Origin of the sequence: Microbulbifer sp. THAF38 (genome assembly GCF_009363535.1) — a bacterium.
Taxonomy (GTDB): Bacteria; Pseudomonadota; Gammaproteobacteria; order Pseudomonadales; family Cellvibrionaceae; genus Microbulbifer.
In genome coordinates, this window is sequence record NZ_CP045369.1 from 4259217 (window position 1) to 4278363 (window position 19147).

The 19147-nt window shown below is 56.3% G+C and carries 19 protein-coding genes and 1 other RNA gene; 7 read left to right on the forward strand and 13 right to left on the reverse strand.

Annotation, left to right across the window (positions count from 1 at the left end; all coding sequences use genetic code 11):
• Positions 1-50 precede the first annotated feature (50 nt).
• On the forward strand, positions 51-584 hold the full coding sequence (locus tag FIU95_RS18435; protein ID WP_152455340.1) for a DUF882 domain-containing protein: 534 nt from the start codon (positions 51-53) through the stop codon (positions 582-584).
• A 54-nt stretch (positions 585-638) separates the two neighbouring features.
• Here the strand turns inward: FIU95_RS18435 and FIU95_RS18440 are convergent, their stop codons facing one another.
• Positions 639-1796 (reverse strand): imelysin family protein, encoded by a 1158-nt coding sequence (locus FIU95_RS18440; RefSeq protein ID WP_152455342.1) that lies wholly within the window; start codon positions 1794-1796, stop codon positions 639-641.
• An 82-nt stretch (positions 1797-1878) separates the two neighbouring features.
• Positions 1879-2544: an HAD family phosphatase gene (locus FIU95_RS18445; protein ID WP_152455344.1), complete on the reverse strand. Its 666-nt coding sequence runs from the start codon at positions 2542-2544 to the stop codon at positions 1879-1881.
• Positions 2545-2883: 339 nt separating this feature from the next.
• Between FIU95_RS18445 and FIU95_RS18450 the strand changes: the two genes are divergently transcribed.
• Positions 2884-3390 carry an RNA pyrophosphohydrolase gene (locus FIU95_RS18450; protein WP_172975506.1) on the forward strand — a complete coding sequence of 169 codons (507 nt, stop codon included), beginning with the start codon at positions 2884-2886 and terminating at the stop codon, positions 3388-3390.
• Between the two features lie 89 nt (positions 3391-3479).
• Positions 3480-5744, forward strand: a complete 2265-nt coding sequence (ptsP, locus tag FIU95_RS18455) for a phosphoenolpyruvate--protein phosphotransferase (RefSeq protein WP_152455348.1) — start codon at positions 3480-3482, stop codon at positions 5742-5744.
• Positions 5745-5810: 66 nt separating this feature from the next.
• Here the strand turns inward: ptsP and gcvH are convergent, their stop codons facing one another.
• From gcvH to FIU95_RS18500, 9 genes are all read right to left on the reverse strand, one after another.
• Positions 5811-6197 carry a glycine cleavage system protein GcvH gene (gcvH, locus tag FIU95_RS18460; protein ID WP_152455352.1) on the reverse strand — a complete coding sequence of 129 codons (387 nt, stop codon included), beginning with the start codon at positions 6195-6197 and terminating at the stop codon, positions 5811-5813.
• Positions 6198-6264: 67 nt separating this feature from the next.
• The gene (gene gcvT, locus FIU95_RS18465) at positions 6265-7353 is read right to left on the reverse strand and encodes a glycine cleavage system aminomethyltransferase GcvT (protein WP_152455354.1); all 1089 of its coding nucleotides are present in this window, start codon (positions 7351-7353) and stop codon (positions 6265-6267) included.
• A 204-nt stretch (positions 7354-7557) separates the two neighbouring features.
• The gene (locus tag FIU95_RS18470) at positions 7558-8691 is read right to left on the reverse strand and encodes a CNNM domain-containing protein (RefSeq protein WP_253868733.1); all 1134 of its coding nucleotides are present in this window, start codon (positions 8689-8691) and stop codon (positions 7558-7560) included.
• 169 nt (positions 8692-8860) lie between these two features.
• On the reverse strand, positions 8861-9589 hold the full coding sequence (locus FIU95_RS18475; RefSeq protein ID WP_152455356.1) for an MBL fold metallo-hydrolase: 729 nt from the start codon (positions 9587-9589) through the stop codon (positions 8861-8863).
• Positions 9590-9652: 63 nt separating this feature from the next.
• Positions 9653-10618 (reverse strand): rhomboid family intramembrane serine protease, encoded by a 966-nt coding sequence (locus FIU95_RS18480; RefSeq protein ID WP_152455358.1) that lies wholly within the window; start codon positions 10616-10618, stop codon positions 9653-9655.
• Positions 10619-10737: 119 nt separating this feature from the next.
• On the reverse strand, positions 10738-11973 hold the full coding sequence (locus FIU95_RS18485) for a UbiH/UbiF/VisC/COQ6 family ubiquinone biosynthesis hydroxylase (protein WP_152455359.1): 1236 nt from the start codon (positions 11971-11973) through the stop codon (positions 10738-10740).
• 101 nt (positions 11974-12074) lie between these two features.
• Positions 12075-13316 carry a 2-octaprenyl-6-methoxyphenyl hydroxylase gene (gene ubiH / locus FIU95_RS18490; protein ID WP_152455360.1) on the reverse strand — a complete coding sequence of 414 codons (1242 nt, stop codon included), beginning with the start codon at positions 13314-13316 and terminating at the stop codon, positions 12075-12077.
• A 66-nt stretch (positions 13317-13382) separates the two neighbouring features.
• Positions 13383-14738 (reverse strand): aminopeptidase P N-terminal domain-containing protein, encoded by a 1356-nt coding sequence (locus FIU95_RS18495; protein ID WP_152455361.1) that lies wholly within the window; start codon positions 14736-14738, stop codon positions 13383-13385.
• Positions 14738-15376, reverse strand: a complete 639-nt coding sequence (locus FIU95_RS18500) for a UPF0149 family protein (RefSeq protein WP_216646280.1) — start codon at positions 15374-15376, stop codon at positions 14738-14740. Before FIU95_RS18500 ends, FIU95_RS18495 begins: the two co-directional genes overlap by 1 nt.
• Positions 15377-15498: 122 nt before the next feature.
• Here FIU95_RS18500 and FIU95_RS18505 point away from each other — a divergent pair, with 122 nt between their 5' ends.
• The 4 genes from FIU95_RS18505 (at position 15499) to FIU95_RS18520 (ending at position 16892) form a co-directional block, all read left to right on the forward strand.
• Complete coding sequence (locus tag FIU95_RS18505) at positions 15499-15702, forward strand: TIGR02449 family protein (RefSeq protein WP_152455364.1); 204 nt, start codon at positions 15499-15501, stop codon at positions 15700-15702.
• Positions 15702-16031, forward strand: coding sequence for a cell division protein ZapA (locus tag FIU95_RS18510; protein ID WP_152455365.1), 330 nt, complete (start codon positions 15702-15704; stop codon positions 16029-16031). The genes FIU95_RS18505 and FIU95_RS18510 overlap by 1 nt, the downstream gene beginning before the upstream one ends.
• Positions 16032-16105: 74 nt before the next feature.
• A non-coding RNA gene (gene ssrS / locus FIU95_RS18515) (6S RNA) lies at positions 16106-16286 on the forward strand.
• Between the two features lie 27 nt (positions 16287-16313).
• A complete protein-coding gene (locus tag FIU95_RS18520) occupies positions 16314-16892 on the forward strand; it encodes a 5-formyltetrahydrofolate cyclo-ligase (protein ID WP_152455366.1) in 579 nt (192 codons plus the stop codon).
• Positions 16893-17037: 145 nt separating this feature from the next.
• On the opposite strand, the gene FIU95_RS21250 is transcribed toward FIU95_RS18520, so the two are convergent.
• Positions 17038-17175: a hypothetical protein gene (locus FIU95_RS21250; RefSeq protein ID WP_172975284.1), complete on the reverse strand. Its 138-nt coding sequence runs from the start codon at positions 17173-17175 to the stop codon at positions 17038-17040.
• Between the two features lie 245 nt (positions 17176-17420).
• On the reverse strand, positions 17421-18980 hold the full coding sequence (gene ilvA / locus FIU95_RS18525) for a threonine ammonia-lyase, biosynthetic (RefSeq protein ID WP_256366429.1): 1560 nt from the start codon (positions 18978-18980) through the stop codon (positions 17421-17423).
• Between the last annotated feature and the right edge of the window lie 167 nt (positions 18981-19147).

The following is a 19147-nucleotide window of genomic DNA, read 5'->3' on the forward strand; positions in this document are numbered from 1 at the left end:
ATGCGCCCACTCAAGGGCACACCGAAAAGATTTAACGACGAGGCGGAATTATGAAGAATCCATCCAGACGTCGATTCCTGGCAGTGACCTGCGCAACTGCGGCGGCGGTCAGCGCCGGGCCGACTTTCGCGAAAGTAGGTAGCTCCCGCACCCTGAAGATGCGTAACCTGCACACAGGGGAGAAGCTGGAGGCCGCCTACTGGAGCAACGGGAATTACAGCAGTGGTGGCTTGAAAAAGTTCAACAAGCTACTGCGGGACCACCGCGCCAACGAAGTGACTCGTATGGACCCGAAGCTGTTTGATATCGTGTATAAGCTGAAGGAAAAGTTCAATTACAGCGGTACCATCGAGATTATCTCCGGGTACCGATCGCCCAAGACCAATGCGAAATTACGCGCTGCTGGTCGGGGTGTTGCCAAGCGTAGTTATCATACGCGCGGTATGGCCTTGGATATCCGGATGCCCGGTGTCCCTCTGTCAAAACTAAGACAGGCGGCATTGAACCTGAAGGCGGGCGGAGTCGGCTACTATCCGAAGAGCAACTTCGTCCACGTGGACACGGGCCCTGTACGCCGCTGGTAAGACTGCAGATATCTTACGAAAAACCCCGGCTTTTGCCGGGGTTTTTCGTATAAATCAGTCTTCCGTTGCCGGTAGAGAAACCGGCATCACATCCTTTTTCGATACCGGCACCTCTGTGGTACCGGTCATTAAACCCGCCATCCGCTCCAGCAATTTGCGCGCCTTCGCCAATTGCCCCAGCTCCGCCAGCTCGAATGGGTCTTCCATCTTCAAGAGCAGGGCTTCAAAGTCCGAAAAGGTCTCCTCCAGAGCAGTGACCTGATGTCGGTCGAGTAGCACTTCCGCCAAACCGCCACCCCCGGTTGGAATCCAGTTGGACTGCAGGGTTGCCATAATTGCCAGCAGGGCCTGCTTGGAATCCGCCGCGCGACCACTTTCCACGTCGCTCTCGGAACCTTCGGGGAGACGGCGCAAAAGCTGCTCATCGATAACCTGGGTATGCGCCGAGCGAATCTGTTGCAATCGAGCTACCGGTCCTAGGGCCAGGTACTCGCGGGACAGGTTGTTGGCCGAAGTGGGCCAGCGGCGCGCCAGTCCAGCCATATCCTCTTCAATACCCTTGGCGATCAGGCTAGTCAGCTCGCGGCGGCGGTTGGCTGCCAGGGCCTCGGGCTTCTCCCCTTCACTAACCGCGACAAAATCCTCCGCCAATCTCTCGCTGGTGGGCCCCCAGAGCATTACTTCGAGCGCATGAAAACCAGTGCTCGCCTCTTCATGTGCGGTGAGGCGGTGTTGTTTGCGCAGATTTGCCAGAGTCAGTTCAATCGCGGTGTCATTGACGATGCCGCTATCGGAATAACCGGGCACAGTGTCCAGATAACCGGGCTGGGCGGGCCAGCTATCCAGTGCCAGCAGCAGCTTGCGCCCCTGACCGCGCAGGTCTGAGGGAGAAAAAGCCAGCTGAATATAGGGCAGAGTTGCCGCGAACTCTCGGTGCGCATCCAGCCAGGCGAGCCTGGCCTCCTCCAATTGATCTTCATTGGGCTGTGCCAGCAGCGCTTCCACCGCCCGCTGTAGGGTTTCCACTGAAGCATGAGCATGTAACACCTGGGCCTGCCCCGCCTGCCAAATTGCCAGGGAGAGATCCGAGGCCGCCTTTTCATCAACCTGCTGAGTTGCCGGGGCCCGCTGCTCTTCCTTCAGCGGCTGGGGGGCTCTCTGTTCACAGCCATACATGAAAGCCAGTAAGCCCAGCAACAGGGCTGTGGTCATAGTCCGAAGGCAATATCCTTTCACTCAATTCCTCTTTTCATCTGTTACAAGGCCGCAGTTTTCATTTGGCCAAAACCTTCATTCAGCCATGATCGCGCAGGCTGATAATCGGCCAACCTCGCGCTTGGGCCTCGGCGCGTAAGCGGGCATCGGGGTCGACCGCTACCGGGTGTTCGACCTCGGTCAGCAGTGGCAAATCGTTAATGGAGTCGCTGTAAAACCATTTCTCTCTGCCCGCGAACTCGGAGTTTTGCCCCAGCCATTGGCGCAGACGCAACACCTTGCCGGCCTGGTAACAGGGCTCTCCCACAACGCGACCAGTAAAATGGCCCTCATATTCCTCAGGCTCAGTCGCCAGTAGGGTATCCACCCCCAGGCGTGCGGCAATCGGCTCCACCACAAAGCGATTGGTGGCGGTAATAATCATGATGTGGTGGCCCTTGCGGCGGTGTTCCCCAATAAGTTCGTGTGCCGCCGGCAGCCACAACTCGCTGATCACCTCCTGCATAAACTCACTTTGCAAGTTTTCCAGCTGACCACGGGAGATTTGTGACAGGGGCTCCAGGGCGAACTCCAGGTAGGCAAAGATATCCAACTCACCCTTCTGGTAATCCTGATAAAAGCGATCGTTGCTCAAGCGGTAATGTTCGCTATCCACATGCTCTCGCTCCACCAGGAATTCACCCCAGGCGTGATCGCTGTCGCCGCCAATAAGCGTGTTGTCGAGATCAAAAATTGCCAAGTGCATCGCCAACTCCCCCGTAAACTATAGATTCGCAAAGGCTATTTCACCGCCAGGGTAAAGGAACCACCGCTACAGTGGCGGTCGATTTTACCGCGCACTTGCCCACATCACACGGACTGCGTCACTGAATTGCTGTAAACCCACCTCTGTGGAACAATGCGGGACAAGTAAGTGCAGCGCACGGCAGCACACAACAGTATTGAGGACGGTATTTTGGGCGACGGCAAACCGGCACCTGCCGGGCGAAGAAACCGCCGTAGGCCTGCCAAGCAGTCAAATCGCACCGACACCCCCAGCGGCAGCAATCGCAACCGGGGACAGGGTGGCGACAACAGCAGCAATATAGACGCAGAGGGTTTCCGCCCCAATGTCGGTATCATTGTGCTGAATGCCCGCGGTCAGGCACTGTGGGCTAGGCGGGTAGGTGGCAAGGACGCCTGGCAATTTCCCCAGGGTGGTATTAATCCAGGCGAAACTCCTGAACAGGCACTATATAGGGAACTATACGAAGAAATCGGACTTACACGCGATCAGGTCAGCCTTATTGCCTGTACCCGTGGCTGGCTGCGCTACCGCCTGCCACAGCGCCTAATACGCCGGCGCTCTGAACCCCTGTGCATCGGCCAGAAACAAAAGTGGTTTTTACTAAAACTAGAGGCCGAAGAGTCCTGCATCAGCTTTGATAATGGCTATAAGCCCGAGTTTGACCACTGGCGCTGGGTGAGCTATTGGCACCCGCTCAGTAAGGTGGTGACTTTTAAACGCGAGGTTTACCGGCGCGCGTTGGCCGAGCTGGCCCAACAACAAATTCAGCTGGAGAGACGCTGGTTGCGCGATCGGGGCGAATAACCCCTAAGTGCCCGCTGCGCTCCGGTACCACCCGGCTTCAGGCTTTCCTGAGCCAGTAATATTCTCCGTTGACTGGCGAGGAAAGGCCATTGCTCGGATCTTTGCGCAGTATCGTTCAGGAAGTTAACTCCGCCAGGGACCTGCCTGCAGTGCTTGAGATCATTGTGCGGCGCGTGCGAGAAGTGATGCACACTCGCGTCTGCTCCGTATATCTGCGCGACAAGGAAACCGGCAATTACGTCCTGATGGCCACCGACGGCCTGCTTCCCAGCGCCGTGGGGCAAGTATCCCTGGCACCGGGAGAGGGCCTGGTAGGCAACGTAGTAACACGTGAAGAGCCTATCAACCTGGAAAAGGCCGAAGCGCACCCCGCCTTCCAATATTTTCCCTCCACTGGCGAAGAGCGCTTTAGCGCATTTCTCGGCACACCGATTATCCACCACCGCGCGGTGCTCGGTGTCTTGGTCGTCCAGCAGGAGGAGCAGCGCCGCTTTGACGAAGGGGAAGAGGCGTTTTTGGTTACCCTTTCGGCCCAGCTTGCCGGAGTCATTGCCCATGCCGAGGCCACCGGCATGCTGGCCACCATCCGCCGTCAGCGCCAGGAAACCCATTTTTCCGGTATCGCTGCGTCCCCCGGCGTTGCAATCGGCCGCGCCCATATCGTAACCCCTCAGGCCAATTTGGCCACTGTGCCCTACTCCCTGTGCCTCGATATCGAAGAGGAATTAATCCTTTTCCGGCAGGCACTCACTTCCGCCAGGGAAGAGATCCGCGAGGTGGGCGAACGTCTCAAGGACGAACTCAACCGCGAAGAACGCGCGCTCTTCGATGCCTATATCAGCATGCTCGACGACAACTCTCTCGCCGTAGAGGTTTGCGATCGAATCCAGCAGCAGCTGAGCGCACCCAGGGCCTGGGCCGAGGTCATGCTCGAACATGTGCGCCGCTTTGAGGCCATGTCCGATTCCTATTTCCGCGACCGCGCCGCCGATGTGCGCGACTTAGGTGCGCGAGTCCTTATGCACCTACACCAGCAACAAAACAGCGAGCGCGACTACCCGGATAACACCATTTTGGTGGGAGAGGAACTCACTGCCGCGGTGTTGGCCGAGGTGCCGCGAGAGAAACTGATCGGGGCTGTTTCTGTAAAGGGTTCCTCCAACAGCCATATGGCCATCATCGCCCGCGCCATGGGGCTGCCGGCAATCATGGGTGTGCAGGAACTGCCCTATGAGACTATCGACGGCGTCGATATGGTGGTTGACGGCTACCGCGGTGACCTGCATATCCATCCCGGTACTGAACTTAAGCGCCGTTACGATGAGATAGTCGCAGAGGAGGAACAGCTCGCCCACAGTCTGGACCATCTGGCCGAACTGCCTGCTGAGACCGCCGATGGGCACCGTGTGCGGCTGCTGGTCAATACCGGACTGATGGCCGATGTCACTCGCTCTCTCGAGCGCGGTGCCGAAGGCGTCGGCCTATTCCGCACCGAAGTCCCCTTTCTCTTGCGCGACCGTTTTCCCTCCGAAGAGGAACAGCGGGAAATCTACCGGGAACAACTGGAAGCCTTCGCCCCCATGCCAGTCACCATGCGCACCCTCGATGTGGGCGGCGACAAGGCACTGGCGTACTTTCCCATTGAGGAGACCAACCCTTTCCTGGGCTGGCGCGGAATTCGCGTAACCCTGGACCACCCGGAAATCTTCCTGGCACAGGTGCGCGCCATGATGAAGGCCAGCCAGGGGCTCGACAACTTGCGCATCATGCTGCCCATGATCAGCGGACTCAATGAACTCGAAGCCGCACGCAAACTGATTGAGCGGGCCTACCGGGAACTCCTGGAGGAAGATTATGAAATTGAGATGCCACCGCTCGGGGTCATGGTGGAGGTACCCTCGGCCATCTACCAAATTCGCGAACTGGCCGAGCGGGCCGACTTTATCTCGGTGGGCAGCAACGACCTGACCCAGTACCTGCTGGCCGTTGACCGCAACAACAGCCGCGTCGCCAATATCTATCACGCTTTGCATCCTGCAGTGTTGCGCGCCCTACAGGAGATTGTCAGCACCGCGCATGCGGAAGGCACCAGAGTCGGCATCTGTGGAGAACTGGCCGGAGAACCAGGCGGCGCCCTACTGTTGGTGGCCATGGGCTATGACGCACTATCGATGAACGCCACCAATCTACCGCGGGTAAAGGCAACCTTGCGTGCGGTACGCCAGGCGGACACCAAGTTACTTCTGCAACAGGTGATCCAGATGGAGTGTGCAGAAGAAATCGAAAACACAGTAGGCGCGTTTCTGCATAAGATCGGCCTGAAAGGCATTCTTCACCCAGCGAGCGCCGAATAACTTCCCACCAAAAACAAAAAACCGCTGCGAATGACAGCGGTTTTTTTACTCATCGAGCTTGAGAACTTAGTCCTCAGACTCCGAGCGATAGGTATCGGCATCCAGCATATTGTCCAGCTCGCTCACATCGCTGGGCTTAATGCGGAAGAACCAGCCGTCGTCGTAAGGAGAGGAGTTTACGGTTTCTGGAGACTCTTCCAGAGTTTCATTCACCTCTACGACCTCACCGGATACCGGGGAGTAGATATCGCTGGCAGCCTTTACAGACTCAACCACACCGGCTTCGTCGCCGGCAGCCAGGGTGCTGCCTACTTCAGGCGTTTCAACATAGACCACGTCACCCAATGCGTCCTGGGCATGGTCACTGATGCCGATAGTAACAGTGCCGTCCTCTTCCAATCGCGCCCACTCGTGGCTGGAGAGGTATTTCAATTCGTTGCGGATTTCGCTCATGCTGTGATCCCTTGATTAAGCATCTGAATATATTGTCTTAATGGCGCCTACACCTTTGGTGCGACGCTTAAATAACCGATTTGCCGTTGCGCACAAAGCAGGGCTTAACCACCTTGACCGGCTGCAGTTTCTTGCGGATTTCCACTTCGGCGGTATCGCCGACACTGGCCGGTACCCGCGCCAGGGCGATGGAGTAACCCAGGGTTGGCGAGAAGGTTCCGCTGGTGATGATACCGCGCTCGTCGCTACCGTCTACCATCACATACTGCCCGCCGCGCAGGACGCCGCGCTCCTCCAGAACCAGGCCGACCAGCTTATGTTCGATGCCCTTGGCCTTCTCTTCTTCCAGTACCGCACGGCCGATAAAGTTGCGGCTCTCCGGCGCCCAAGCGACAGTCCAGGCCATATTGGCGATGAGAGGAGAGGTCTCCTCGTCCATTTCATGACCGTAGAGATTCATACCCGCCTCGAGGCGCAGAGTATCGCGCGCGCCCAGGCCGCAAGGTGCAACACCGGCCTCGTCCAAAGCGCGCCAGAAACCGCTGGCGTCTTCGCCGGGCAGCATAATTTCCAGGCCGTCCTCGCCGGTGTAACCAGTGCGCGCCACAAACCATTCGCCGCGGGCCACGCTCTGGAACACTTTCAACGCATCGATCGCTGCAGTCCAGTCGATGCCAAGAACTTCTTTGGTCTTGCTGAGGGCATTGGGGCCTTGAATGGCAATCATCGCCAACTGGGGGCGCTCGGTGAGCGTCACCTCAAAAGATTCCGCCTGCTTATTCATCCAGGCCAGATCTTTCTCACGGGTTGCGCAGTTCACTACTACTCGGTAACCGGGATCGCGCAGATACACGATCAGGTCGTCGATGACACCGCCCTTTTCATTCAGCATGCCGGTGTAAAGTGCCTTGCCGGGATTGCCGTCGAGCTTGGCCACATCGTTGGCCAGCAGGTAACGCAGGTAGTCGCGGGCACCCGCGCCATCGACATCGACCACGGTCATGTGGGAGACATCAAACATCCCCGCATCGGTGCGCACCTTATTGTGCTCATCCAGCTGCGAACCATAGTGCAGCGGCATATCCCATCCACCGAAATCCACCATTTTGCCGCCCATAGCGACATGTGTGTCATACAGAGGCGTTCTGTTTCCCATTTTAAATTCTCAGTCCGTCAGGTTCCGAAGCGGCGTATTCTAGCGGCTTGGGTACAGGCCTTGCCAGCGGGCTATGCACTGCGACATATCTGCACAGAAGCCTAGCAGCCACCGGAATCAAAACCTGTGCAGCATGCCGGTGACCGTCAAAGATTCCGCCGGGGCTAGCAGCGGTATAAAAGTGCGATCCAGGAAGCGCTGAATTCATTCCTCGCGCCCCTGTCGACCTTCGCGGCCTTCCTCCCCTTCTCCAGCTTCCTCTGTATCCTGCTCCTGCTGGGCCGACTCATCCACCTTGAGCCCATGCCTCTTTGAGCGCCAGCGCCACAGGCGTTTGGCCAACTCCTGGCGATCGGGGGTTTTATCCGCTTCATCGACAATCTCCTCGCCGAGCAATGTCTCGAGAAGATCTTCCAGGGTGAGTACCCCCTCCAAGCCGCCATATTCATCCAACACCGCGCTGATCTGTACCCGACGCGACAGCATTTTCTGGAACGCCTGATAGATGGTTGCCGTCTCCGGCAACATCAGCATTTCGCGGCGAAACTCGGAAAGTTTGCGATCGCCCTCCCCTTTTGCGTAGGCGAGTAGAAGTTCCTGCTTGAGCACAAAACCCACCACGCAGTCCTGATCGCGGTTTTCATATACCGGGATACGGGAAAAGCGCCCCCTCTCTGCCTCTTCGTAAACCTCGGCCAGGGTGGCATCTTCAGGCAGGGAGAAAACCACGGTGCGCGGCGTCATCACCTCGCGCACCGAGTGATCGCGCAAGGTAAAAAACAGGTTGCGCAGAATGCTGGACTCGCGCTGCTCCAGCTGACCCTCGGCCTCCCCGATCTCCGCCATAATCGCAAACTCATCGCGGCTGAAGCCCGTAAGGGTGGGACCGTGCGATAAGCCCCGTGTCAGCCACTCGGACATCTTCACGAAGGGATAGAGGAACCACACCAGTCCGCGCAGCGCATAAGCGGTAAATGGAGCCAGCTGGCGCCAGTAAACCGCCCCCAGGGTCTTAGGAATAATTTCGGAGAAAACCAAAATCAACAACGTGAGGATTGCGGAGGCAATGCCCAGATACTGATTGCCGAAAACCGCTGCGGCCTGGGCACCGGCGCCAGCGGCACCGGCGGTGTGGGCAATGGTATTCAGGGTAAGAATCGCGGCCAGGGGCGCATTGATGTCCCCCTTTAGCCTGCGCAGCAGAGGTCCCGCCTTATGTCCTTCCCGCTCAAGCAGCCTCACATAGGGCGTGGTGACACTGAGAATGACCGACTCGGCAATCGAACACAAAAAGGAAAAGCCGAGAGCGATAAAAATATAGGTAATTAAGAGAAACATATGTCCCTGGTTACAGCAGAATTAGAGCTGAATTCTTGCGCACTGTCGGTGAGACAACAAGTCTAAAATCAGGTAATAATCCCAAACACAAATCTATCTGGATGCGTGAAATCTGAGCGGACACCAGTTTTATTAAGTTGCGGGAAGAGTAGGCTTTATAAGAAAAGGGTTATCTCACTTTCCCTTCACCCAATATCCGCTCTGCATAGCGTCTCACCTCCCGTGCTGGCAGAGGCCCTCCATGCCCCAGGTAAAAGGTCTCTTGCCCCTTATCGAGCAAATGTAGTAACTGCCTGGCGACTTCCACAGGGTTTTCCTCAAAAGGAGGCTGGCGCGCCTTGCCGGTCAGCATAATGCCACCGAGGAAAATTCCCGAAGCCACCAGGTCGCCAACCAGTGCGCGCTTGTCGCTGAGGGTGATAGATATAGAGCCTTGGGTATGACCCGGTGTTGAAAAAACAACACCGCTTATTCCGAATTCAGAAAGGTCAAAAACCTCCTGGTCTTTAAGCAGAATATCCGGAGTAAATTGATCGTAGGGGCGCAGCGGCATTCCCGATTTCAGCAGCAACCGGCCAAACCAGCCGGTAGCACAATAGGTCATCGCCTTTTCCTGCTGAAAATAGGCCAGGTCTCCCCGATGGGCAAGGATTGGAGCGGCACATAATTGCTGCAGTTTTCCGGCACTGCCAGCGTGATCTGCATGAGCATGGGTAACAACAATCAGATCAATATCTTTAAAGGAGAGCCCCAGCCGCGACAGAGATCGTCCTATTTTTTCCTCGGAGCCAGGCACCCCGGAGTCCACCAATATTTTGCTGTCTGAGCCTAAAATCAGGTGGGCATTAATCATCCCCAGGGGAAATATTGGTATTCGTACAATATCCAACTGTTCCATTGGCGCTCACCATCCTCGCAAGATCCAAGCTATCCCAGGAATATCTGAAACATTTCGAAATGCCTAGGTTGGGGCAAATCTCCGAGCGCCTCCCAGGGCACAGTACACAAGGGCAATCACCAGGCCACTGAGTAGCCCACCAATATGAGCGGCATTGGCAACCCCCACCCCAGTTAACAGCGTCACAATGCCCAGGGCACACAATAGCAGCCACACCAGGGCTACAGCGGGAATTCCCGCCGGTATATCCCGCCACAGAGGCTGAAAACGCTGTAAAACCAAAGCGAAACCCACCAAGGCATAAACGACGCCGGACATACCTCCAAACTTTACTCCAGATTGCCAAAAATACTGGGCCAGGTTGGAGGCGAGGGCACAGAGTAATACCAGCAGAATAAATACAACGCTCCCACTGCGAGCCTCGATGGGCCTGCCTAGAATCCAGATACCCAGGGCATTAAACAGCGCGTGGGGCAGGGAAAAATGCACAATCGCCGGAGTAAATAGTCTCCACCACTGCCCCTGCTCTAAATGCCAGGCCAGTGAGGACTGTGAAAATGGGTGCGCACCGCTCTGATCGGGATAAATCAGCAGGCCACTGCTTAAATTATTTACCTGCAGAAACCAGCCAAAAAAACACAGGGCTATCAACAAAAGACTGATGGGAGTCTTATCCAGGGGAAAGCTCGGCAAGACAGATACTGCATCGCTATTTTTTTTATCGGGATTATCTTCAGTAGCACCTGCCTGGGAGTCAGTTGTTGCCGCAGAGACCTGTGTTGCTTCGCTAACGGGCACCCCGTCTTCAATCCGCTGCATTTGCACTTGATCGAGATCCAGCTCTCCAGAATCCCAGCGTTGCAATAGAGGCTTAAGCATTTCCGCCAAACCTGCATCAGGACAGAGTAACAGCTGCTGATTTTTTTCCTCGGTGATACGTAGAGGTAATTGGTAGCGCTGAATAAACCGCGCAAGTGCACCGAGATCCTTGGATAGAGGGAAGCTATAAATAGAAATCCACTGACTCAATTCGGGAAACCTTTATTGGCAACTATTTCCGGCTATTTCAGATATGTGTTGCGGGCTTTATTTTTATGGCCATCGGTCAATTTCAAGCTGAGCGATGGGCAATTTAAGGTAAGTCCACACTAAACCGCCATAGCGCGCATGATGATACGCTTCTTTAACATGGGGCTGGCGTCCACCATGCTCAAGCCGGTATTGCGCAACCAGCGCCAATGCAGCTCGCCGGCACCGAACAAGGATTTGAAGGTGCTCATGGCCTTCAATGTAGCGGCATTGTCGCCACGGCGGCGGCGCTCGTAACGCGCCAAGACCGAGGCGTGTGCCGGTTCCAAACCGCGGGACAGTGCGCGGTCTATTTCATCGGTGAGGACACGCACATCCTGGAAGCCCAGGTTTACACCCTGCCCCGCCAGTGGGTGAATGCTGTGGGCAGCATCTCCAACCAGCACCGCGCCGGGCCCGCGATAGCGCTCTGCATGTCGCGCGCGCAAGGGGAAGGAGAAGCGTTCACTGACGGACTCCACTTTGCCAAGGCGACCCTCAATAGCCTTTTCAAGATTGAGGGCAAATGCCTGGTCGTCCAACATGAGCAGTTCGCTTGCGAGAGCATTATCCGCCGACCAGACCACGGCGCAGTGGTTGTCATCGCCGAGGCCCGCCAGGGGCAAGAAGGCCAGGGGGCCGCTTTGCATGAACCGCTGCCAGGCAGTGTGTCGATGGGACTTCTCACAGCGGGCCACACAGACCAAGGCGGTCTGGTGATAATCGGTTTCCTGGCAACGGATACGCAATAAATCGCGGACCTTGGAGCGGGCGCCATCTGCACCGATCAGTAGGCGAGTTTGCACGATTTCTGCCTGCTCCCGCAGACCTTCGACCCCGTCGGACTGCTCACCGCGCGGCTGTAAGTGCCAGAGCCCACAATCGCGCCACCAGCTTTCCAGGCGAAAGCCATTAACCAGCTCTACATTGGGCAGCGCCTCAAGCCGCGCGCGCAGAGCGGCGACGATAATATTATTCTCGACGATGTGTCCTAAATTGGGTAACTGCACATCGCGGCTATTGAAGCGCACCGAGCCCGTACCATCGGCATCCCAAACCCGCATTTCCACATAGGGGCAGGCCCGTTGCGCGGAGATTTCTTCCCAGGCTCCAACCTCTTCGAGTAGTTCACGAGACGCCTGAGTAAGTGCCACAACCCGCGGCTCATAATTATCGGACAGCTGCACTGTATTCTCGGGAGAGGCCTCCAACAGCGCCAGGCGCATCTTCGGGTGGCGCACAGCGAGCAGTGCAGCCTGAGCCATACCCACCATTCCCGCACCGACGATGGCAAAATCCAAACGGTGTCTATTCATATCTAACCATTTCCACTGTTATGCCCAACTTAGTGCCGATCCCGGTAATGAAGACCATGAAGGCTGTGAAAACAAAGCACCCAACCATTTCAGGCCCAGGACTAAAGCCCAAACCCTGCGGCCTGTCCGGCAAACTGCTGTCGCAGAGGCGGTACCAGTGTAAGACCAAGCATCCCCATTTGACGCACCACTTGTTGAAAAGGGTTGGCCGAGGAAAACAATGCCGGAATCCGGTCACTGAACCCCACTGTTAACTGCTGGTCGAGCCTGCGGTTTTCCCCATAGGCTGCCAAGCACTCCAACTGCCCCACGGTGCCGGACTCTACCTGCGGTCGCGCCAGTGCCTGGGCCAGGGCATAGCAATCGCGCAGGGTCAGATTGAATCCCTGACCCGCCACCGGGTGCAGGAAGTGAGCGCAATTACCCAACAACACTAGATTGCGCCGCCACTGCTCACGGGCCAGAGCCAGGCTGAGCGGGTAGCCCTGTAAGGCACCCGCCCTGACAAATCGACCGGCGCGCCATCCAAATTGCTGCTGCAGTCGTTTTAAGCGCTCCTGTTCCGGCAGTGCACAGATCGCATCCGCCTCCTCTTCCGCACAGGCCCAAACCAAAGCGGCGCGGTGTACCCCCTCACGCCGGGGCAGCGGCAACAGCGCCATCGGACCTGATGGGGTGAAACGCTCATAGGCAACGCCATCGTGGTCCCGCTGTAGAGCAACAGTAGTGACCAATGCCCGCTGCTGGTAATTTACTGTGTCAATTTCCATTCCCAGCTGCTTGCACAGAGGTGAATCCACGCCATCGGCGACGACCAGAAGTCCACAGCTCAGTAACTGTTCGGAGCCGTCATCCGCGCCTGTCCAGCACAAGTTAGCGCCTTCACTATTCATGCGCACCGAAGTTACCCGGGCTGGGGAGAGAAGCCTGACCGTGGTGTCATTCAAAGCATTGTGCAGGATGGGCCCCAGAGCCGCATTTTCGATGACAGCCCCTAGCATCCCAGCAAAACTGGCCTGCTTCTGAGTGCCAGCCGAAAGAGCGGTGCCAAAGGCATGGCCCCGGTCACTCACCTGGATACGTCTGATAGGCGCGCTGTACTCCTGCAGGGCAGGCCATAGACCCAGCTGCTGGAAAAGCTGCAAACTACCGGCAGCAATCGCGGTGGCACGGGTATCAAAGCTGGGCAATTGCACGCTGGCAGAGGCATCGGGCAGAGATCTCTGTTCCAGCAACCGGACACTGAGGTGAGGGCAATAATGTGCCAGCATCAGTGCCAGGCTGGCCCCAGCCATGCCGCCACCGACAATAGCCACATCCACCCGCTCTAGCCGCTCACTCATAAAATTCTCCCCCTGCTCAGTGCCCGCAATAGCTTTGCGCACTGAAAAATAAAATCTCGAAATACATTAACGGGTCAGTAAATCCCGCCCGTGGCGCATGGTGTATTCAATATCGGCCACGGTTTTTGGTGCGGCCTCAGAAAGCACTCTCACCCCATCGGCAGTAAGCGCGACATCATCCTCGATGCGAATCCCCATACCGCGAAATTCGGAAGGAATCCGCTCATCGTTTGCCGGAATATAAATACCAGGCTCTATGGTCATCACCATGCCCGCTTCCAGGTGCCGCCAGGCCCCTTGCACCCGGTAATCGCCCACATCGTGCACATCCATTCCCAGCCAGTGCCCGACGCGGTGCATATAAAAGCGTTGGTAAGCGCCTGAATCTATCAGTTCGCGTAAGTTCCCTTGCAACAACCCCAAGTCCAGCAAGCCGCGTGCGATCACTTCAACACTGGCCGCATGTGGCTGATCCCAATGGTTGCCCACACGTACCTGCTCCATCGCCGCGGCCTGTGCCGCCAGGACGATTTCATATACGGCCTTTTGCGCGCCGCTAAAGCGGCCATTGACGGGGTAGGTTCGGGTGATATCGGCGACATAGCCCTGGTATTCACAACCCGCATCCACCAACACCAGGTCGCCATCACGCATCCGCGCCTTGTTACTGCAGTAGTGCATGATAAGCGCATTGTGACCACTGCCGACTATTGTCGGGTAGGCCGTTTCCCGCGCACCAGCGTCCATAAAGCTGTGTAAGAGAGCCGCCTCCAACTGGTATTCATAGAGTCCCGACTGGCAGCGCGCCATGGCGCAGCGATGTGCCGCAGCACTAATCTCACCGGCGCGGGCCAGCAAATCCAACTCCCGCTCGCTCTTTATCAGGCGCAGCTCGCGCAGCTGATAATCCAGGTCCACCATTTCCGGCGCGCCATTGCTGGAAGGCGCCTCCTCAATCGCTTGTAGGTAGCCCCGCAAACGTCGATCCAGATGGGCATAGCGCCCCATGGGAAAGTAAATACGCTCTCGCCCTTCCAGCAATCCAGGCAGGATATCGTCGAGATCGCCGATGGGAAAAGCATCCGAAAGACCAAATTGAGCCACGGCGCGCTCGGGCCCCAAGCGCGGCCCCTCCCAAAGCTCTTTTTCCGCATCGCGCTCGCGACAAAACAGCAGAGTGTCCCCCTGACTGCGGCCGGGTAAAAGCACCAGTAAGGATTCCGGCTCATCAAAGCCGGTTAAATAGAGAAAATCGCTATCCTGCCGAAACGGGAAGAAGGTATCGCGGGAGCGCAGCTGCTCCCCGGCCGAGGAGATAATCGCCAGACTATTCGGCACCAGCTCAGCCATTAAGTGGGCGCGGCGACGGGCATACTCCACCATGCTAATCACTGGATCTTTTACGCGTTCGCTGTGACTCATCAGTGAACGGTGGGGCCACTGCCGGAGTGGCTTCCACGCACTTCGGTAAAAATATTGAGCACCGCAACCCGTACATATTCCTGCAGTTCAATTAATTGCTGTTCGGTTTCCTCACTCTCTTCAACATGATCGGCATCCACCTGTGAGATGGCACCGATATCTTTGAGCGCTTCCTCACTGGTGGGCTGCAGCTTCACCTTGGCACTGCCAACGCCAAACCCGTGCAGAAAACCCTCACACCAATGCCCCAAAGCCAGGGCTCGGCTGACAATATCTTCGTCATCACAGAGGACCAGCTGGAAAGAAAAATCCGAACCGCCCAGTTGCTTGCGGCTTTCCTCTGCCAATTGCAACAAATCCCGATCCAGATCCGCCGGCACCGCCTCCAAATCGAGTAACTCCGCCAGTTCTTTCTGCCAGCGCTTTTTATCCGGTTCGGCCCCGGCAGCCAATACACCACAGGTAAAGCCGTGTAACTCGCTGGGGTCCACCTGGCCACCAGCGGAGAGGATGGCGTTTGCGAGCTGCTCAAATCGGTTGTTTTCTGAAGTCATGTTTACCGCACAGTTTTTCTTAATCGGAATGGATTCGATGCGCTGCGGTGGCAGCAACAGGCCTGAGAACTGGGTCCTCGGCACAATTTTGTGATTGTTCGCGCAAGTGGAGCGATTGACCCACCATTTCGCCGGCAATATAGTAGCGGAATCCCTCGCAGTCTGTCGTGTTGCGAACCCAGACGTAGACCTCAAACGCAGGAAATATGGATAAGCTGCAAGCGTTAGAAAGCACCGTAGATTCACTGATCGCCCGCTGCCAACAGCTGGCCAATGACAATCGTGAACTGCGCCGGCAGGAAGCCGATTGGCTACGCGAACGCCAGCGCTTAATTAAAAATAATGAGGCCGCCCGCTCGCGGGTCGAAGCCATGATTAATCGTCTCAAAGGGCTAACGCAAGAATCCTAATGGCTGACACTGCATTAACTTCTGAAACCGTCACTGTTTCTATTCTCGGCAAAGAGTACCGTGTTGCCTGTGCCGACAGTGAGCGCGCTGGACTGTTGGCTTCCGCACAATTACTTAATGAGCGCATGTCTCGAATCCGCAGCACTGGCAGCGTCATCGGCGCAGAGCGTATCGCGGTAATGGCCGCACTCAATATTGCCCACGAGCTGATTCAGGCGAAAGCGGAACTGAGCAGTATCCCGCTACAGAAAGAAATTTTAGAGCGGTTGCAGAACAAGGTACAAGGCGCCTTGAGTGATACCGACCCAGAGAGTAAGGGACAGTCATAACTCTTTTAGGGTAGCGAGACAAAACATCAGAATTTGCGGTTAACAGCCCCCCTTTCAACAAGTTATAATTGGTACATACCCTGGGGTGTTGGCCAGCAGACTATGTCCTTGAGCCGATAATCTTACCCTGGTGGTTTCCAGCGGGTGCTGGTGCGCAGGTCCGCCATGCAGCGGAAAGCCTTATGTACTCCGGAGACCGCCACCTTGAACCTTACGGTTCAAGGCTCCGTCTACAGCCGCATACTCGGGGTTCCCATTTCTTTTCCAGTACTCCCCCAATTGATGAGCGAAAATAAAACGCAACTGCGCCGGCGAATGCGTGCAGGGCGAAGGCAGCTCAGCGCCTATCAGCAACGCTTGCACGGACGCGCGGCAATCACACTCTTGAGCCGGATCCCACAGATGAAGCGCGCCCGCCATATTGGTATCTACTGGCCAATGGATGGTGAGCTGGATATACGCCCGTTGTTGCAACGCTTTCCCGAGAAATACTTTTACTTACCAGTATTACCTGTGGAACCGCATCCGCATCTAGGTTTTAAGCAGTGGAATGGCGGCCCACTACCTTTTCGCAACCGGTTCGATATTCCCGAGCCAGTGCGAAGCCCCAGTCGTGCCGCGGGGCTATTGGATCTGGTGCTTGTGCCCTTGGTAGCTTTCGACCCCAATGGCGCTCGCCTGGGCATGGGGGCAGGTTTTTACGATCGCACTTTTGAGCATAAACAGCTGTTGCCCGGAAGCGGTCCACAGCTAATTGGCGCCGCCCACCAATTGCAGTGTGTGCAACAACTGCCGACAGATAACTGGGATATTCCCCTCGATATGGTGGTGACAGAGCAGCGTATCTATCGCTGCCGGTAGAGGATACAACGGAAATACTCTGGCGCACCTCGCCCAGCCTTCACCCGGATAACTCAATTACGACACAGAGAACAAAAAAAGGCCGGACACCAAAGGTATCCGGCCTTTTTTGTTGTGCTCGGGCAGAGCGCCCCCCGGCATCAGCCTAACGGGTAACCACTCCCTGTTGCAGAGCCGCTGGCGGTTCCTTTTCCGAGGCAAACACCTCGGTCAAACCACTAGTGCTCAGCAGAACGCCCGCGACAAAGACAACCACAGCGATTGTCAGCGCATCGGCTTTCATTGGGACCATCCTGTACGATCAATTTTTTTGTTATATGCGTTTCACTTCGCTTAAGACCAAAGCTATAGCAAAAGTTCCACGACAAAAGAAGATACTCAACAATCGTCGGAATAGTAACCGTTTGTTGAATATTTTCTGCGTTTTTTGTCGCATTTTTGCACAAGGAAGTTCGACAAAACTAATGGGCTGGTCTACGGGAGGAAAACTTGCTGAGAAATCTTACTCAACAAGCTCCCTGGTCGGGTTCAGTTACCCAGAAAAAAGCGGTAAGCGGGGTTTTCAGTTTCATCCCAAAAAGGAAACTGTAATTGCTCCAGCAGATCCAACAACTGCTCACGTTCGGAGGGCTCTACCTGCAGACCCGCAAGCACCCTGCCATAAGCGGCACCGTGATTCCGATAGTGAAACAGGGTGATATTCCAGCGGCCCGCTAATTGCTCGAGAAACTTGCGCAGCGCACCGGGGCGCTCCGGAAACTCAAAGCGGTAGACAACCTCGTGACGCAGACCTGGAACCCGCCCACCGACCAAATGGCGGATATGTAATTTCGCCATTTCATTATCGGTGAGATCTGTCACGCTATAACCTTTGCTTTCCAGCCGTTCAACCAATTGGCTGCGATCACTGCCGGCGGACACCTGCAGGCCAACAAAAATATGCGCCTCGCCATCCCCGGCATAACGGTAATTAAACTCGGTAATCGCGCGGTCCCCGAGGTCGCGACAGAAGCGCAGGTAGCTACCCGGTCGTTCTTCGATACGCACTGCCAATACCGCCTCGCGCTTCTCGCCAATTTCTGTGCGCTCACTGATGTAGCGCAACCGGTCGAAATTGATATTGGCCCCGCTACACACGGTTGCCAGTGCCGCATTGCGGCCGCCACTCTCTTCTGCGTATTTTTTTAAACCGGCCAGGCCAACGGCCCCGGCGGGTTCGGCAATTGAGCGGGTGTCCTCAAAAATATCCTTGATCGCCGCACAGATTTCATCGGTGCTTACCGTGATCACACCATCTACCGTTTCGCGTAAAACACGAAAGGTCTCCTCACCAATTTGCGCCACGGCAACCCCATCGGCAAACAACCCCACTTGTGGCAAGCGTACGCGCTCACCGCTGTCCAGGGCCGCTTTGAGGCAGGCGGCCTCTTCGGGTTCCACGGCATAGACCCGGGTTTCCGGCCTCACATACTTAATATAAGCGGCCATACCTGCGGCGAGCCCGCCGCCGCCGACGGGAATAAAAACCGCCTCGAGATTACCGGAATGCTGGCGCAATAGCTCCATGGCCACAGTACCCTGGCCCGCGATCACGTCCGGATCATCATAGGGATGTACAAATACCAGATCGCGTTCCTGCACCAGCTGCTGGGCGCGACTGGCAGCCTCGTCAAAGGTATCCCCGTGCAACACCACTTCGGCACCGCGCATGCGAACGGCGTTGACCTTAATTTGGGGAGTGGTCTTCGGCATCACAATCGTCGCGCGCACCCCCAGTTGCGCGGCTCCCATTGCCAGGCCCTGGGCGTGATTGCCCGCGGAAGCGGCTATCACGCCGCGCGCGCGCTGCTCCTGGGGCAATTGCAGCAGCTTGTTATAGGCGCCGCGAATCTTGAAGGAAAATACCGGCTGCAGGTCTTCCCGCTTGAGCAGAATCCGGTTTCCCAGGCGGTGTGACAACTGACGCATCGGCTCCAAGGGCGTCTCGGTGGCGACATCGTAAATGCGCGCGTCTAAAATGCGCTTGATATAGGACTTGGGCATGGCTGTATCAACTGCCGTTGCGGTTAATTTCTGTGCGCGACTCAGGCAAGCGTAGTAGCAGGAGCGGGCGGTAAGGCAACCGCCGCATGCGCAACACCGGCAGGCCAGTCTAATCCTTGATCAGCATTATTGCCATTTTTTTAGATATATTGCGCTTTTTTTTATCGAAAGAAACAAATAAAGCAGAAATAATTGCACAGGAAACTATCCAG